Here is a 17576-nt window from a genome sequence, read left to right on the forward strand (position 1 = left end):
TGAGAGAGGGAAGCCACGTCGATCCAGTTCGACGTGGCTCTCGAACGCACATTCGTGGTACAACCTAAAAACTGTGGGCATGTAATCTGTTGACGCGGGATCGGTGGAACTCCGTCCCGGAGTTCGACCAACATGTCGTTCTCCTTCTCGTGCGCCCCGATCCAAAGACCAAAGATCCCCCTTTGGGATCGACTCGCTCCCCTATGGCGGGACGAGTGAGGCGTTTGCCACGCCTGACACCGAGGTTACCCAATGCAGCAGACGACCATCAGCTCCTATGACGGAAAGGAGTCGATGATCCTCCCTGACGCCACTTCCCCCCAACCGCCCCATGATTTGATGACCCGGTACGCGGGACTGCTTCAAGAACCGCGGCTTGCCTGGATCGAAAGTCATCGGCGACTCCGGAGGCTGGGGGAAGGCGGGCAAGGCGTCGTCTATCTCTGCGAACGACTCGGTGCCGACAACTTCACGATTCCGGTCGCGATCAAAGTCTTCTCACCGGAGCGCTACGACAGTATCTCCGCCTACGACAAGGCGATGGCCCTGCTGGCGCGAGTGGCCTGCCGGATTGCCATGATCCAGCAGGACAACCTGATCGACGTCCACAACTTGATCGAGTTGGATCGCATCCGCGTGATGGAGATGGAGTGGGTCGACGGCTACGACCTGTTGCACTTGCTTACCCCCAAGATGCTCCAGCGTGCCCGCGATCGGGTGAGTGACGATCGCTGGAACTATATCAACGACGTCATCGTGACCAGCGGCCCGACCCAGCCTCGCCTCAAGCCGGGCGTGGCCATCGCCGTCCTTCGCGACGCCCTGGCCGCCCTCTCGGCCCTCCATCGCGAAGGGATCGTCCATGGCGACGTCAAGCCCTCGAACCTGATGCTCAAGCGGACCGGCGACGCCAAGCTCGTCGACATCGGCTCAGCCTTCGCCTGGTCCCCCGGCGCCGGGTCTCTGACCTGCACGCCGGCCTACGCGGCCCCCGAAGCGATGGAAGGCGTTGGAGAATCACCGCAATCCGACCTCGCCAGCCTCGGATACATGCTCGTGGAGATGCTCGCGGGGCTTCGCCCCTTCGGCACCGTGCAAGACCGGGATGAACTCCTCGCATTGAAACGGACCCTCCCCGAGCGACTGCCCCAGATCCTTCCCCAAGACGTTGTGCGCAACGAACTGCTGATGAGCCTGATTCAAGGCCTCATCGCTCCCGACCCGGCCAACCGATTTCCCAGCGCCGAGGCAGCCGACCTGGTCGAAAAGGGAGCCGCCAACTTTCATCGGCAGCTCGTCCGCGGCAACCTCGCCAGCGAGTACAACAACGAAATCCGGGTCTGGCTCGAAGAACTGGAGTGACCGTCCTCGAAGACGAGTCCCGGCTGCCTTTCGATTTGCCCCCATCTTTTTCTTTGTTGAGAATCGTCGACCCGACCGCTAATCTACGAGCCACTCGACCCTGACCCACTCCCTCCTACCCTTGGTGTTGCCCGTGCCTATTCAGCCCGAGTCCGCCCCATCGGGCGCGACCGCCGCCCCCTCCGATGACGATCACCCGGAGCTCGCCGCGGCCAACGCCCAGGCTGGGCTCTGGCTCTTCGCGGTCTACCTCGCGCTCTACGCGGGGTTCGTCGGCCTGAGCGCCTTCGCCCCCGAGCTCATGGCGCGAACCCCGTTCGGCGGTCTCAACCTGGCCGTACTCTATGGGTTCTTCCTGATCGTCGCAGCATTAACTCTTGCCTTGATCTACATGGCCGCGTGTCGGCGGGCCGCTGGTCGCCATAGCCTGGGGGAACGCGACCGATGATCTATGAACCTTCGCTCACCGCCGTGATCGTATTCGCCAGCTTTGTGGCTGTCGTGCTCGGCCTCAGTTTCGTCCTCGGGGCCAAGGCCAAATCCTCCCAGGGCTACTTCGCCGCGCACGGGCAGATCCACTGGTTCATCAACGGTGTCGCGTTCGCTGGCGATTACCTCTCGGCCGCCTCATTCCTCGGCATCTGCGGGATGATCGCGTTCTATGGATATGATGGCTTCCTCTATTCGATCGGCTACCTGGCGGGCTGGGTCGTGGCCCTGTTCGTGATCGCCGAGCCTCTCAAACGGCTGGGCAAGTTCACGTTCGCCGATGCGCTGGACAACCGCTTCCAATCGCGCGGGATCAAGTTTTCGGCCGCCCTGAGCACCCTGGCCGTGAGCCTCTTCTACCTGATCCCCCAGATGGTCGGCGCGGGCACCCTGGTCCGCCCACTCCTCGGCTTTTCGCATCAGGCCGGTGTTCTGACGGTCGGCGTGGTCGTGATCCTCATCGTCGTGACGGCCGGAATGGTCTCGACAACCTACGTTCAGTTCATCAAGGGAGCGATGCTCGTCGTCTTCTGCGCCGTACTGACCGTGATGATCCTCCGACGCGGGTTGACGACCGAACCCGTCGCCTTTAGCGAACCGGCTCAATCGAGGCTGCTCGGCAGTCCCGGAACCAGGCTGCTGCCCGAGAGCGGCGGCTGGAAAGGGAAGCCGTTCGTCCGCGTGGAAGATACGACTACCGGCGTCGTGACCGTCTGGCACAAGGATGATTCCGCACGGATGGGGCTCGCGGCCACGCAGACCCTGACCGTGTTGCCTGATGGAAAGAAGCTGGCCAACGGCCTCCCTCAAGGTAAAGGGAAGGGAGAAACCGACCTCGCTCCCGTCGGCCGGGTGCTTCAACTGCCCGACGGCCGCACCCAGACCGGACCGCTTGGCCCGCTGTCGTTCCTGACCACGCTCCAGAACAGCGAGATTGAACTCTGGGGATCGGACAAGATTCGCGAAGACGACGGCGCGGAGACCACGGTCTACTACCCCAAGCCCACGCAAGGCCGTGACGTCCTCGTTCCGGGGGCCAGCCCCACCTTCAAGGGAGTGCGCAGTCCCAAGCTGGCCGACAAGCTCGACTTCTTCTCCCTGATGCTCGCCCTCTTCTGCGGAACCGCATCACTCCCGCATATTCTGATTCGTTACTACACCGTCAAGGACCAGACCGCGGCGCGTCGAAGCACGGTCGTCGGGATCGCGGTCATCGGGTTCTTCTACATCCTGACCCTCTACCTCGGGCTGGGGGCGATGACCGGCGGGGCACTCGACGTGACCAACTCGAACATGGCCGCCCCCCTGCTCGCCCGGACCTTCGGAGAGCTCCCGTTCGCCGTGATCTCGGCGGTTGCCTTCACGACCGTCCTCGGGACCGTCAGCGGACTGATCCTGGCCGCCAGTGGCGCAGTGGCTCACGACCTGATGGACAGCGTGCTCGGCATGAAGATGACCGACCACGGCAAGGTCCGCGCTGGCAAGACCGCGGCCGTGATCATCGGCGTGGCCGCCATGGCCCTGGGTATCGTCTTCGAGAAGATGAACGTGACCTTCCTCGTGGGCTGGGCGTTCAATGTGGCGGCCTCGGCCAACCTTCCCTCGCTGGTGATGCTCCTCTTCTGGAAGAAGACGACCAAGGAAGGGATCACCGCCGCCATCCTGGTCGGCATGGCGAGCTCCCTGGCCTGGATTCTCTTGAGTGCCCAGGCCTACCGCGACGTCTACGGTCTCCCTCCCGAAAATGCTCCCGTCCCGTTCAGCCAGCCGGGGCTCGTGACTATCCCGCTCGGGTTCGTCGTGCTCGTCGTTGCCTCGCTCCTGACGCAACCGAAAGGGCGGCAAGCGATCGACTGACGGTTCGATCCGGCCGGGCCTGCTTCAAGTCGCCCGGCCGGCATCGGCATCATTCCGAGATCCGGCCCCTCCCCCTGGGATACGGGCCGGATCGTCAGGAAAATCTGGCACCACCTCTCGAGCCCGTGCACAGTCAGCAATTACAACGTCGCGACTCTCGCATGGCCAATCGGGGCGTTGACGACATCGGATCGTGCCTTGCCGCTCTTGACACCAAGCCGGGCAAAAAGCAGGGCGGCGATTGAAACCACCTCGCCAGCAGCGATCCCATCGTTGAACTTGGCCAGCCACTTGTCATCGCAGTTGATGAGCAGCCCGCTCGAGACCCGCGTTCCTGAGCGTTTGGCGGCATCCTACACAAGTGTCCTGACTTCCGACTGGGCGATCAGGCGATCATGGCGGGCCCCACGCAACCAGTCGGCTGCGGGCTCGTCCACCTGGGTTGCCGTTGTCCCTGACTGGGATCGCTTCGTGCGGTATTCCACGCGGAACTTGCCCCCACCTTTCGTCCCACATTTCGGATAAGACCTCTTCCCCCTCCATGGTTGACTCCGGCATTCTCTCCAGCCCACGTCAGTTGGAATGGCGGCGAGTTCCGGATTTTAGCCAGTTGTTTCCTGATCTGGCGATAGAACTACGCGTCCGGTCCCCCACTGACGCTCGGCCTCCGGTGTGCTCCCGTCGCGTGCAAACGGGGGACAATCCGGCGCGACACGGAATCCGGGCATATGCACTTACCAATTAATACTATTTTTATCCGCATTTGTTCCGCCAGCATGGTGGCGTGACGGCTGACACCGGATTTTTCGCGGTAGCAAACTCGTCTCTATTGATCTCCAAGAGGCAACGGCCTGGGAGGCGACGGTGTGAGCGATTCGAGAAACGCCATGAGTCACCGCAAGCGAGCCGAACACCTCGGAACACAAACGTGACATCCGCACTTCTTTGCATTACAATTCACCAATCCCCCTCACTTGTCGTTTTCGCCGATCCATTTTCGAGGTGCACCCATGTCGTGGAAAAACTTCGGCCGGATTTGGTCGCAGACTGCCCCCCGATCGGGATTTTGCCCTCACTTTGATGTGCTTGAGGACCGGAGATTACTCACGACGCTGCTGGACGGCTACGTCGAGACTCCCGTCGCAGCCGGCCTGAGTCAACCGACCGGGTTCGAGTTTGCACCGGACGGACGGATCTTCATCACTCAGAAATCCGGAGCGATCCGGGTTGTGAAGAACGACCAGTTGCTCTCCACACCGTTTCTGAGCCTGAACGTCGATTCCACCGTTGAGCGCGGGTTGCTCGGGATTGCATTCGACCCGCAATTCACAACCAACTCGTATGTTTACGCTTATTACACGGTACCCGGATCGCCCGCTCACAATCGGGTAAGTCGTTTCACCGCCAATGGCGACGCCGTGGTTCCGGGGAGCGAGCTGCCGATTCTCGACCTCGACCCATTGAGCGACAAGCCGATCCACAACGGAGGCGGCATCCATTTCGGCCCCGACGGCAAACTTTATGTCGGGGTCGGCGAGAATGGAGTGGGGTCGAATGCCCAGTCGCTAACCAACCTGCTCGGCAAAATGCTGCGGCTCAATTCCGACGGCTCCATTCCCAGCGATAACCCGTTCTATCAGACCGCGACCGGCCAGAACCGGGCCATCTGGGCCCTTGGGCTTCGGAACCCCTTTTCCTTCGCCTTCCAGCCCGGCGTAGGCACCATGTTCATCAACGACGTGGGGCAAGCCGACTGGGAAGAGATCAACGACGGCATTGCGGGATCGAACTACGGATGGCCCGCCACGGAAGGGCCCACCTCCAACCCCAGCTTCCGCGAGCCGATCAACGCGTACGAGCACGGGCCAAACGACGTGTTCGGTTCGGCAATTACCGACGGCACGTTCTATAACCCAGCCCAGAGTCAATTCCCCGCCAGCGCCATCGGCGACTACTTCTTCAGTGACTTCAGCCGGAGTTGGATCCACCAGCTCGATCCCAGGACCGGCGTTGTGACCGACTTCGCCACCGGCCTCGCTCCATTGCCAGTGGGCCTCGGTGTCGACCACGCCGGCAGCCTCTACTACATTGCGATCGGATACGGCGCCGACACGGGCGTGCTCAACAAAATCCAATACACCGGCAGTCAACCGGTCGTTCCGATCCCCAATTCCCCCTACGCGCGAGTCCTCTTCAATGCGATCTTCCAGCGTGAGCCCGAGCCGGCCGCCCTGTCGTCGTTGAGCCTGGCTCTGGCCCAAGGCGCCAATCCACAGCAAGTCGCCCTTGCTCTGGTGACTTCACCGGAGCGACGTGCCAAAGCAGTCGTCACCGCCTACCAGTCCCTGCTCGGCCGCGTACCTGACGCTTTGGAGTATGCCTCGAACCTCAATCGTCTCAGCTCCGGCTCCTCACAAGAAAACCTCCGCGCAACACTTCTCAGCTCGGCAGAGTACGCGGCCCGACACGGAGGGACTCCTCAGCGCGTGGTTCGATCCATTTACCAAGACTTATTTGGTCGCCTTCCACGCCGGACCGAGCTCAATCAAGGGGCCCGCCGTGTTGCCTCCGGAACAACCGGTTCCCTGGTCGCCCGCTTGATCGCCAGCAATGAAGCAAGAAGTCGGCTGATCGTCAACGCCTACGCCAGTGACCTTCAGCGCCGACCGACATCGCTCGAAGTCCGGGCCACGCTGACTCAACTCAGTCGCGGCGTATCCCTGGAGCAGGCTGAGGCCGACATCCTTTCAGGACGCGAATTCATCGCAAGAAGCGGAGGCCTGTAGATCCGCCACGGCTTCTCGACCACCGGCCGGTCACGATCAAACGCTCTAGACGCGAACGCCAGCCATCACGACGCCAATCAGGCGGCGTGATGGCTGACACTCGGTTTCGACGACGTACCGACCCGATCGTTGTGCCCGGGGATCCGGCCAACGCGGCCTCCTCTCGGCCTCGGACAAGAAGCAGGAGAGCCACGTCGGCGGCGGACCGGCATCACGGAAGGCTCTGTTTGATCCGGGGACAGAGGAGTTCGGACACCACCGGATAGTGCTCCTTCAGCCCTTCTTTGACCAGGGCCGACCAGTACGCGTCGGATTTATCCAGGAGAGGATCGACCTTCCTCCGAACCTCTTCGTAGCGATCGACGGCCTTGGCCTTGGCGAGGATGTCGTCAGTGGACTGGAAAGCCACCATGTCCAGCTCCGTGCCTGGCAGGGCCGGGGCAAGAAATACGGATCTCAGCCGTCCCGCGAGCGGAATCGGGCTCTTCGGGGTTCCATAGACCCGCTTCCAAAAGCCGAGCACGTCGGCATTGTCTGAAGGCTTGGTCCCTTTGCCGTAATAAAAGTAGAGAGGAATGCCCGTCCTGGCCTTCGCCCACTCGTACCACGTCTGGCCGTTGCCGTAGAGACAGTCGAACCCCCAGCACTCCCGGAGCCTGTCCTTGTAACCACCGAGGGCGGCGACGGAGCTGATGATGCCGGTGCCGCCCCCCGAATGGCCCGCGATGTAAAGGTTCGCGAGCTGGAACTTGGTGGGTTCCCCGCCCATCTGCGCACGCTCGCCGGCGATAAACGTCCTCTCGTACCAGTCAGACACTGCGCCGAGGACCTGGTCGAGATACTGTTCGGTCCTTTTGCCCCCGCCCAGGGCCGACGCGTTGTACTCGTCGTGCGTCTTGTCGCGCAACCCCAGCTCCGGGGCCACCAGAATGATGTCCTTCTTGGACTCGTTGACGGCCTGGAGGAGATGGGTCGCCTCTTGGTAGAACAGGTACGGAGCATCTTTGACGCGATGCCCGTGAAACCAGAGCAGCACCGTCGCCACTTCGTGACTGTCCGTGAATCCGGCATCGGGCACGAAGACCCCCGTCGGCCTGATCCATCCGTTCCCCTTGGAGAAGAGTACGGTCCCGCCAAATTTATTTGCCTTATCTTCAACAAGAACAAGTTTGCTCATCATATCACCTTATTGATCAACAGACGGTCACTCCGAGGGTATTGAGCGGACTGCGGGTGATTCTTTTATTGGGAGGGGACCAGACCGCGGAACTGAATGACCCGATGACTTGCGCCGCTGACGACGTGCCCGGCAATCGCCGGCGGGGCAAGCATCCTGTCCTGGGGAGTGTGCTCAATGTCTCCGAAAAGAAGTTCCACACATATCCGATGAGTAGGTATTGCCCGCCTTGGGCTGGGCCGTCGCGGGTTTATAGATGTAATGCCAGGGCTCATAGGGAGTGGCGAGTGGGCCGACGAAATTGCCACCGGCCTCCTGAACCGCCTCCTGGAGCTTGGTCGTCCAACCGGCGTCGTCCCACTTCTCCTTGGCCGTCGCGGTCACCGTGGTCGCAACGACCTCATTGCCCTTGTTCACGACGAAATCAAACGCCTTGGCCTGGCCGTGTTGCGAGAGCCCAGGCGTGGCGCTTGAGGGGGAGGCGGTCATTCTTGACTGAGTCAGAACCCTCCTGAACTCCGCACGACTTACTGCGTCCGGCGTGTCCGGTAAAGTCGCGAGCGATGCGAAGTAGATTCCTCAGTTCCAAACCCAAGGTCTGAACGGTCGGATTCTGGTTCCACAAGGTGACCTGAGTCTCAAGGCTGCGAACCTTGTCGGGGTCGACTCCGAGCGAATAACCCACGTTCCTGGAGGCAAAGGTGGACTTGACATCCTCAACAGCCTCCTTCATTCTCGTAAATTCCGTCGACTTTTTGAAGTCCTCCATATCGGTATTCGTCCATGCCCAATTATCGACGATCGAGCCACGCCCCATCGCCGGAAAACGTAGGTAGCCCCTGATGGCCAGCACTCGCCGGTCCATCGAAGGCATACTGTTTAATGCCCCCTGAATTGGAGTTGTTAGGCCCGTCACAATATCATTAGCGTAAGTAATCAGCCGCTCTGCGGGGGTCGCCATAGTCCCAACTCCTCAATCGGTTAAAGACGATCTAAACAGACCAACAACACTGGAGACGAGGCCACCTGTGGCCATTGCATTAACTACTCAGCATGCTAGCATTCTTTGACTTTTCAATCAAACACAAACCGTAACATTTATGTCTTCTTATTTCTTACAACAAACGATTCTTCGCAAGTCTATCGCAAGGAAACCGGACCGTCTGTCTGCCCCGAAGGCCGAAATTCGCGGATGAAACTCGTTCCCACGCTCTGCGTGGGAATGCCGTTCTGACCGCTCTGCGGTCCCACCCGCCGGGCAAGACGACACAGAGCGTCGCGGACGGCACTCCCACGCAGAGCGTGGAAACGAGGTCCGCATCCTTGCTACAGCGCCCACTTCGTTTGCATTTTGACCACGCTAATCCCGGCGCGTCCGCCCCGTTCCGAGCCAGTCAACTTACTCAGTGCCCTCGACTTTCTTGATCAAAAATCGCCAAGGCCGAATCCAAGGGTTTCCATTCGGGATCCCTCACTTCACTCGCAAATGGCTTGCGAACGACGCCAACAAACTCGCGGCTCATTGCACCAAACAACATAAAATTTGCCTGAGCACGGGAAACCATCATGCCCTTATTTGCTGGACTGGATTTGTCATTTCGATGATCCACAAAGACATCATCCTCCCAAAAACAGATCTCGCAAATTTTCCACTCGCAACGATAATCGAGCGTATAATACCCGCATATAAAACATTTATATTTCATCACAGAAATCCTAATTTAGTGGCGGATCTTCTCCATAATTTCCGTTTGTCCGCCACGACTTTCCACGAAGCTTTTATGACGACCTTCGAGCTTACAGAAGATAACGATCGTGGGTTCCGTTACACCGATGCTCAGGCGACATTTAAAAACAGGTGACTTGCCCGACCAGGATCACCCGCTCAGATTTCCACCTGAAATCGAAACGTACGGGCAGGGCATGACACCGCCATGAGATTCCGCTTCAGGTTAGAACCGTTGCAGGGCCATCTCCAGCCATCCGCGTCCTCTTGACGTTCATTCCGTAAACATATCTCAGGCGACCGGAGTTGTGACACACGGACTCTGCAAATCGAGTCGGCGGGGCGGCAACATTAGGCCAGGCAACATCCATCAAATCCTGATGCCATTGCCCGTAAATCCACTAAAAATCTGACGTCTCGTTTCAATCGGGGCAGAAAATCTGTGGTTCGATCCTGACCCGTGCGAAACTCGATAGATTGCGCCGGGCAAATCCGAACGTCCCCTCGAAGCGAGGGGGGATGCCCTCGGGGTCGTCCTCTATGCTCGGAATCCGAAGTGAGATAAAATCGTCCGGCACGACTCCAAATCCACTCGACCTCGGGCTCAGGCGATTCATGAGGATGCGAATGTCTAGGCTCGCGTTGCTGTCGCTCTCCATCGGGCTTCTTGGCGGATGGGCGTCTGCAAGTGCCGACGAGCCAGCTCCCACACGCGACGGGATCGCCTTCTTCGAACAGAAGATCCGCCCAGTGCTGGTAGAACGGTGCATCGATTGCCATAGCGGCGGTCCGACAGGCAAGATCAAGGGGGGCCTGCGGCTCGACTCACGCGACGCGATCCGCAAAGGGGGTGACGGCGGCCCCATCCTCACCCCGGGCGACCCGGACGCCAGCCGCCTGATCCAGGCCTTACGCCACGACGACGATGAGCTCAAAATGCCCCCCAAGGGGCCGCTCTCGGATCGGGAGATTGCCGATTTCGTGACGTGGGTGAAACTCGGGGCGCCCGACCCCCGCGAGGCAGTCGCCGAAGCTCCCGGGCAGGCCAGCGCGTCCGACGGCGACAAAGCCAAGGAGTTCTGGTCGTTCCTCCCGGTCTCCGACCCAGCCGTCCCCGAGGTTCACGACCAAACCTGGGCCCGGAATGATGTGGACCGGTTCCTGCTGGCGAAACTGGAGGCCAAGAGGCTGTCCCCTGCCCCGTCGGCCAGTAAACGGGCCTTGATCCGGCGCGCCTCGTTCGATCTGACCGGGCTGCCGCCTACGCCCGAAGAAGTCGAGGCCTTCCTCGCCGACGAATCGCCCAATGCCTTCGAGAGCGTGGTCGACCGCCTGCTCGCCTCGCCCCAGTATGGCGAACGCTGGGGCAGACACTGGCTCGACCTGGTCCGTTACGCCGACACGTCGGGATGCAACTCCGACTATCCCGTCCCCTCGGCCCACAAATATCGCGACTACGTCATCGACGCTTTCAATCGCGACACTCCGTTCGACCGCTTCGTCCAGGAGCAAGTCGCGGGCGACCTGCTTCCTCATCAAAGCGAGGCCGAGCGATGGCAACAGATCGTTGCCACCGGCTACCTGGCGATCGCACGCCGGTTCGGGTCGCACAACAACGAGTTTCACCTGACTTATGAGGACATGATCGACAACCTGGGCAAGACGTTCCTCGGTCTGAGCATCAGTTGCGCCCGCTGTCACGACCACAAGTTCGATCCGATCCCCCAACGCGACTATTACGCAATCTACGGCATCCTCCAGAGCTCGAAATACGCCTTCCCCGGCACCGAGGTCTATCAGTCCCCCACCGACTTCGTTGCGCTCGGCACGCCCAAGCAGGCCGAAAAACTGCGAGCCCACGAAACCGAGCTCGACGCATTGAGCCGGCAAGTCCTGAAACTGGGCACGGAGAAGAAGGCGCTCCTCGCGCTCGAGAAGGCGAAGAAGCCGGCCGTCCTCAAAGGTCGAACCCTACTCGAGGTGAGGGCCGAGCTCGGCGATGCCCTGGACCGCATCAAGGAACTCGAGGATGAGCCGCCGGCCGTCGAAAAGGCATTTGCGGCCTCCGAAGGAATTCCGGCCGACGCGAAACTTCAGCGCAAGGGGGATCCCAAAAACGAAGGGGATCCCGTCCCGCGCGGCTTCTTGCAAATCCTCGGCGGACACAAGCTCCCCGAGGGAAGTCCAGGGAGCGGACGACTCGAGCTGGCGGCATGGCTGACCGCCAAGGACAACCCGCTGACGGCGCGGGTGATGGTCAACCGGATCTGGCAACACCACTTCGGTCGTGGCCTCGTCGCCACTCCCAATGACTTCGGTACCCGCGGCAAACTGCCAACTCATCCCGAACTGCTCGACTGGCTGGCCTCCCGATTCGTCGAGGAGGGCTGGTCGATCAAAGCGATGCACCGACGGCTGATGCTCTCGCAGAGCTACCAGATGGCGAGCGTCGATGACCCCGCACGGTCGGCCGTTGATCCGAACAACGACCTCCTCTGGAGCTTCCGCCGTCGCCGCCTCTCGGCCGAGGAAATTCGCGACGCCATGCTCGCCGTCGCCGGCACTCTCGATCGGACACCGGGAGGCCCCCACCCGTTCCCGCCCGAATCCACCTTTCACTACACCCAGCACAAGCCGTTCGTCGCGGTCTATGAGACCGATCGGCGCAGCGTCTACCTGATCCAACAACGGCTCAAGAAGCACCCGTTCTTCGAAGTCTTCGACGGCTCGGACCCAAATGCGACGACCGCGGACCGGCCAATCACGACGACGCCGCTCCAGGCCCTCTTCCTGTTGAACGACCGACTTGCACATGAGCAAGCCGATAAGTTCGCCGTGCGGGTGGGCCTGGCGTTCGCCGATGAGGAAGCGCGGATCGACTACGCGTTTCGGCTCGCCTTTGGCCGCCCCGCCACCGCGGACGAGATCAAGCTGGGACGCGACTACTTGCTCGCCTCCCGCGAGCAGATGAAGGAGGCCGGTCTGCCGGCCGACCGTCAACCCCGCGCGGCCTTGGCCAGCTTCGCACGCGTCCTGCTCAGCAGCAACGAGTTCCTTTACGTTGATTGATTGATTTCTTGACCGAGTGGACGATTCGGAGGGTTCCCGACCCGTGAACCAGCGAGGCTTCAGCCCTAACCGCCGCCAGATGATCCGCTCGCTTGTCGGCGGTTCGATCCTGATGCCCGGCATCCTCTCGCAACTGCTGGCCGACGAGGCAGGCAGTGAGAGTGCCGATCCGCTCGCCCCCAGGCTTCCCCACTTCCCCGCGCGGGCCAAGCGGGTCATCTTCCTCTATATGAGTGGCGGGGTCTCGCATCTGGACTCGTTCGACCCCAAGCCCCGGCTCGTCGCCGACCAGGGCAAGCCGAAGGCGAACATACCAGGGGCACGCCCCTACTTGCCCCCCTTCTGGGAGTTCCAACCGCGCGGGGAGTCTGGCACCGAGATCAGCAACCTCTTTCCGAACATCGCCGAGTGCGCGGACGATCTCTGCCTGATCCGGTCGATGCACGGCGACCATAACGACCACTTTCAGGCCACGCTCGGGATCCACACCGGCTCGGTCAGCGTGGCGCGGCCGAGCTTGGGCTCGTGGGTCAGCTACGGACTCGGCACGGTGAACCGGAACCTTCCCTCGTTCGTCGTGCTCGCCCCCCAGTTGCCCTATGCCGGCAGCCAGGTCTGGAGTGCCGACTTTCTCCCGGGCTGCCATCAAGGGACGCGAGTCCTGGCAGGGGCCGAGCCAATTCCCGACCTCAACCGCCGCAGCCCCTCCGCTCGGATCCAGGAGGCGGAGCTCGGCCTGCTCGATCGCCTGAACCAGAGCCACCAGCGCGAACGGCCAGGCGAGGCAGCGCTGGCGGCTCGCATTCGCTCATTCGAGACCGCGTTTGGAATGCAGCAGGCGATGCCCGACGTCCTCGACCTCTCGCACGAAACCAAGGCGACGCTCGCGCTCTACGGCCTGGAACGGGGCCAGACGAAAGGGTTCGCCTGGCAATGCCTGGTCGCCCGGCGGATGGTCGAACGCGGGGTTCGCTTCGTGGAATTGATCGACTCGGGGTCGGCGAACAACTGGGATTCTCACGCCGACATGAAAGCGCACGGGCCGATGGCCCGGAACGTGGACCGACCAATCGCCGGCCTGCTCCGGGACTTGAAGTCGCGGGGACTGCTCGATGACACGCTCGTCGTCTGGACCTCCGAGTTTGGCCGCACGCCGACCACCGACGGCCCGACCGGCCGGAGCCATCAAAGCAGCGCCTTCTCCTCATGGCTGGCGGGGGCCGGGGTCAAAAAGGGCCTCGTCCACGGCAAGACCGACGACTACGGCGCCAAGGTCGCCGAGGACGGGGTTCACGTCCACGACTTCCATGCGACCATCCTTCACTTGCTCGGCTTCGACCACGAGCGACTCACTTATCGCCATGCCGGCCGCGATTTTAGACTGACCGACGTCGATGGCCGGGTCGTTGAAGAAATTCTCTCCTGATCTTCTCCTCGGAGTTACGACATGCACCGTCGCCGATTCCTTCAAGCCAGCTCTGCCAGTGTCGCGGCACTTACGTCCGTCGGCGGCCTCGCCGCGGAGCTTGCGGGGGCCGAGACGAAGCGGGTCGGGCTGATCGGCTGTGGATGGTACGGCAAGGCCGACCTGTTCCGCCTGGTTCAGGTGGCGCCCGTCGAGATCGTATCGCTCTGCGACGTCGACAAGTCGATGCTCGCCGGGGCCGCCGAGATGGCCGCTGCGCGACAGGCGTCGAAGAAAACGCCTCGTACCTATGCCGACTACCGCGAGATGCTCAAGGAGAAGGACCTCGACATCGTCCTGGTCGCCACCCCCGACCACTGGCACCCCTTGGCGATGATCGCCGCGGTCGAAGCGGGGGCCGACGTCTACGTCCAGAAGCCGATCAGCGTGGACGTCGCCGAGGGACAGGCCATGCTCGCCGCGGCTCGCAAACACAAACGGGTCGTCCAGGTAGGCACCCAGCGGCGAAGTACCCCGCACATCATCGAGGCCCGCGACCGGATCATCAACGAGGACAAGCTCGGCAAGATCGGGCTCGTTGAAATCTACTGCTACTATCATATGCGAGCCAAAGGAAATCCTCCCGATACGACGCCTCCGGAGTCGCTCGACTACGAGATGTGGACCGGGCCGGCTCCGATGCGACCGTACAATTCGCTCGTTCATCCCAGGCGGTGGCGGTCGTTCACGGAGTATGGCAACGGCATCATGGGCGACATGTGCATTCACATGCTCGACATGGTTCGCTGGATGCTTGGCCTGGGCTGGCCGAAACGGATCAGCTCCGCAGGAGGCATCCTGACCGACAAGCAGAGCAAAGCCAATATTCCCGACACGCAGACCGCCACCTTCGAGTTCGACGAGTTGCCGGTCATCTGGCAGCATCGGACCTGGGGACACGCGGCCGACCCCAAGTATCCCTGGGGAGCGACCTTCTACGGCGAGAAGGGCACCCTCAAAGTCAGCGTGCAGAGCTACGACTTCACCCCGTCAGGCAAAGGGAACCCGATCCACGGAGATGTCGTCATGGAGCTCGAACAGTACCCCGAGGACCGCACCGAGAAAGACCTCGAAGTGCACGTCGCCCCAGCGATCCGCGGCCACATGCGGGATTTCTTGCAAGCGATCGGCACACGTGAGAAACCAGTCGCCGACATCGAACAGGGCTATATCTCGACCGCCAGTTGTATCCTGGCCAACAACGCGCTTCGCCTCGGACGCACACTCGCCTGGGATGAGAAGGCCGGGCGGGTCGCTGGTGACGACGAAGCCAACTCGCTCCTGAGCCGGCCGTATCGCCAGCCCTGGATCCATCCCTGAAACGGTTTACTTGCAAGGGATGCTCGAAAATAATGAGAAAAGAGGCCCAGCCTTATCGAGCCTGGAGTCATTCGTTCTTCAAGGAAAGAGGCCGGCAAACCTGCTCGCTCTGGTCAGTGAACTCAGCCCGCCAAGGCTCCTGTCCCTGAGCCTTGGCACGCGTTGCGATCCGACAGACCTGAAAATGGAGCCGCAATGTTACACCCATGCTTGCTACACCTGACCCTCGTTGTCGCGGCACTGCCAGGTTCCCTGAAGACGGCGGATGGCATTCCTATTGATTCGATGACCAACTGGCAGCTTGATAACGACGCTGGCTGGCGGGCCTATTATCGAGGCGACTTGACCAGGGCGGAGGAGCGGTTCAAGTCGGCCATTGAACTGGTAAGCCCCTACCAGAAAGCCGATCCGAGACTCCTGGCCCGGAGTTATTGCGACCTCGCGCAAGTGTTCCTCGGCCAGTCGCGATATGACCAAGCCGAGCCGCTGGCCAAGTGGGCACTCAAGGTCCGCGAAAAATATCCACGAATCCCGATCGAAACGATCTACCAGAATCTTTACGTTCTGGCCCAAATTCATTGCGCTCAGCGCCGATTCCCCGAGGCCGAACCGTTGCTGCGTCGGGCGCTTGTGCTTCAGGAAAAGTCGCTCGGCCGTGAGCACGCCGCGCTGGCCACAACGCTCGATGACCTGGCCTGGGTCGTCGCGGAAACCGGGAAACTTGCCGAGGCTGAATTGCTCTACAAGCGGGCCCTGGCAATCTGTACGAAAAAGCTGCAACCCGACGATCTCGACATCGCCATCATCTCAGAACACTATGCTCTGCTCTTGCGACGGCTGAACCGCCTCACCGAGGCCGAATGGCTCGAGGCTCGGGCCAAGACGATCCGGAGCGACGCCGCTGCCGCCGCCAATCGCGTTGTCCCTGTCGAGCGGACCAGGGGCAGCACTCCCTGAAAACCGAACCGCCTGCGCTCGAACTCGAGAACACGACTCTCGCCTTGAGGTGATCGCGCGAGACCCCTCAGTGGGAATTACGAGAATCTCGCGGGGCGTCAGCCCTGGACCGCCAACGCGGCAACGCGGCCGCGAAATCCCCAACTCTGACAGGTTCGCCAACGATGAGCGTTGTCCACATTCGGCGATTTTACGCCGGCGAAGAACAAGTGCTTCGAGGCGTGTTCTTCTCATCCGTTCATGGAATCGCCCGTTCACACTACACCGTGGAACAGCGAAACGTCTGGGCTCCGATCGAATATGACTCAGAGACTTGGGCCAATCGCATCCGTCGTAATGGTCCCTGGGTCGCGGAACGGGACGGCGCCATCGCTGGCTTCGCCGATGTTCAGCCCAACGGCTATATTGACCAGTTCTTTGTGGCCGAGTACGCGGCCGGTCAAGGGATCGGCGGCGCACTCATGCGGCATCTCGAAACACACGCCAAGGCGCTGAATGTGAGCAGGCTCACATCCCATGTCAGCCTGAGCGCGCAGCCCTTTTTCCGTCGCTTCGGATTTTCTCTGGAGGCCGCGCAGACAGTCATCATCCAGGGCATTTCCTTGGAAAACGCCAGGATGTTCAAGGTATTGCCGACCCAAACCCTGCTCAAGCCCGACGAGCCGCCGCCTTGATAAACAACCGACAACGCATGGGAAAATCCAAGCGAATGCTCTCCTTTCCTTCTCTGGACTCGGTCAGCCCGCGAGGGTACTGGACGCCGAAGTTGGTGTCGACGTACTGGAGGGCATGGCCGAGGGAGGAGCTGGGGGCGGGCCGACGGTGCCCGCCACGGAAGTCAATGTCGATGTCGCGGAGAGCGAGGGTGGCGGGGGGGGAGGAGCGAGCTCCGGAGTCATCAGTGAGACGAGCACTTTCTCCTGGGTGGGCAGGACTGAGCTCTCTGGGGACAGAAAGATTGTCGTTCCCTGAGGGCGGTAGAATCGTGCCAGAACCAGCTTGTCCGGAAGTTCCTTGGGCTGCTGGCCTTCCAGGTAGATTTGCTTGGCCCCGTCCGGCGAAAACCCATGGGACATCGCTATATCGACGTTGATCTTGGCGGATACCGACGAAAGCGCAAGCAAAGGGCTGAAATTCGGAAATGGTACGGGGACCGGAGCCGGGCCCACCTGCTTGAGACTCTCGTAGACCCTAATCTCAGCGGGCGAAAACTGAATGGGAGAGGAACCCTTGAAGGAGAGAACTGGCATAACGTGGACTCACCAAATGCCAAGCGGTCTCCCGCCATCGGAAATTATGGGCGGTTGAAAGAATCTACCAATCACATCCATCAATTTCAACAAGACATCCTCTATACCTCCATGCTAC

At 61.2% G+C, this 17576-nt stretch carries 14 protein-coding genes; 9 read left to right on the forward strand and 5 right to left on the reverse strand.

All coding sequences use genetic code 11. The annotated features are described in order from the left end of the window. Window positions 1–252 precede the first annotated feature (252 nt). The 4 genes from V5E97_RS22595 to V5E97_RS22610 all read left to right on the forward strand — a co-directional run bounded on the left by V5E97_RS22595 (window position 253) and on the right by V5E97_RS22610 (window position 6494). Window positions 253–1362 carry a serine/threonine-protein kinase gene (locus V5E97_RS22595; protein WP_406693798.1) on the forward strand — a complete coding sequence of 370 codons (1110 nt, stop codon included), beginning with the start codon at window positions 253–255 and terminating at the stop codon, window positions 1360–1362. 133 nt (window positions 1363–1495) lie between these two features. Further along, entirely contained in the window at window positions 1496–1810 is a 315-nt protein-coding gene (locus V5E97_RS22600; protein ID WP_406693799.1) for a DUF485 domain-containing protein, read from the forward strand. Beyond that, window positions 1807–3708 carry a solute symporter family protein gene (locus V5E97_RS22605; RefSeq protein WP_406693800.1) on the forward strand — a complete coding sequence of 634 codons (1902 nt, stop codon included), beginning with the start codon at window positions 1807–1809 and terminating at the stop codon, window positions 3706–3708. Before V5E97_RS22600 ends, V5E97_RS22605 begins: the two co-directional genes overlap by 4 nt. A gap of 1010 nt (window positions 3709–4718) precedes the next feature. Next, on the forward strand, window positions 4719–6494 hold the full coding sequence (locus V5E97_RS22610; protein WP_406693801.1) for a PQQ-dependent sugar dehydrogenase: 1776 nt from the start codon (window positions 4719–4721) through the stop codon (window positions 6492–6494). Between the two features lie 211 nt (window positions 6495–6705). On the opposite strand, the gene V5E97_RS22615 is transcribed toward V5E97_RS22610, so the two are convergent. From V5E97_RS22615 to V5E97_RS22630, 4 genes are all read right to left on the reverse strand, one after another. Further along, window positions 6706–7674 (reverse strand): alpha/beta hydrolase, encoded by a 969-nt coding sequence (locus tag V5E97_RS22615; RefSeq protein WP_406693802.1) that lies wholly within the window; start codon window positions 7672–7674, stop codon window positions 6706–6708. A gap of 171 nt (window positions 7675–7845) precedes the next feature. Beyond that, window positions 7846–8088, reverse strand: coding sequence for a hypothetical protein (locus tag V5E97_RS22620; protein ID WP_406693803.1), 243 nt, complete (start codon window positions 8086–8088; stop codon window positions 7846–7848). A gap of 7 nt (window positions 8089–8095) precedes the next feature. Then, window positions 8096–8632, reverse strand: coding sequence for a hypothetical protein (locus V5E97_RS22625; RefSeq protein WP_406693804.1), 537 nt, complete (start codon window positions 8630–8632; stop codon window positions 8096–8098). A 442-nt stretch (window positions 8633–9074) separates the two neighbouring features. Further along, complete coding sequence (locus V5E97_RS22630) at window positions 9075–9377, reverse strand: CPCC family cysteine-rich protein (protein WP_406693805.1); 303 nt, start codon at window positions 9375–9377, stop codon at window positions 9075–9077. A gap of 647 nt (window positions 9378–10024) precedes the next feature. On the opposite strand from V5E97_RS22630, the gene V5E97_RS22635 reads away from it, so the two are divergent. The 5 genes from V5E97_RS22635 (at window position 10025) to V5E97_RS22655 (ending at window position 16882) form a co-directional block, all read left to right on the forward strand. After that, complete coding sequence (locus tag V5E97_RS22635; protein ID WP_406693806.1) at window positions 10025–12466, forward strand: PSD1 and planctomycete cytochrome C domain-containing protein; 2442 nt, start codon at window positions 10025–10027, stop codon at window positions 12464–12466. 43 nt (window positions 12467–12509) lie between these two features. Continuing rightward, window positions 12510–13892 (forward strand): DUF1501 domain-containing protein, encoded by a 1383-nt coding sequence (locus V5E97_RS22640; protein ID WP_406693807.1) that lies wholly within the window; start codon window positions 12510–12512, stop codon window positions 13890–13892. A gap of 21 nt (window positions 13893–13913) precedes the next feature. Further along, on the forward strand, window positions 13914–15251 hold the full coding sequence (locus tag V5E97_RS22645) for a Gfo/Idh/MocA family protein (RefSeq protein ID WP_406693808.1): 1338 nt from the start codon (window positions 13914–13916) through the stop codon (window positions 15249–15251). 195 nt (window positions 15252–15446) lie between these two features. After that, complete coding sequence (locus V5E97_RS22650; protein ID WP_406693809.1) at window positions 15447–16208, forward strand: tetratricopeptide repeat protein; 762 nt, start codon at window positions 15447–15449, stop codon at window positions 16206–16208. A gap of 164 nt (window positions 16209–16372) precedes the next feature. Next, on the forward strand, window positions 16373–16882 hold the full coding sequence (locus V5E97_RS22655; RefSeq protein ID WP_406693810.1) for a GNAT family N-acetyltransferase: 510 nt from the start codon (window positions 16373–16375) through the stop codon (window positions 16880–16882). Window positions 16883–16945: 63 nt separating this feature from the next. On the opposite strand, the gene V5E97_RS22660 is transcribed toward V5E97_RS22655, so the two are convergent. Continuing rightward, window positions 16946–17284 (reverse strand): hypothetical protein, encoded by a 339-nt coding sequence (locus tag V5E97_RS22660; protein ID WP_406693811.1) that lies wholly within the window; start codon window positions 17282–17284, stop codon window positions 16946–16948. Window positions 17285–17576: the final 292 nt, after the last annotated feature.

It is taken from the genome of Singulisphaera photorubra (genome assembly GCF_045290345.1).
Lineage (GTDB): Bacteria > Planctomycetota > Planctomycetia > Isosphaerales > Isosphaeraceae > Singulisphaera.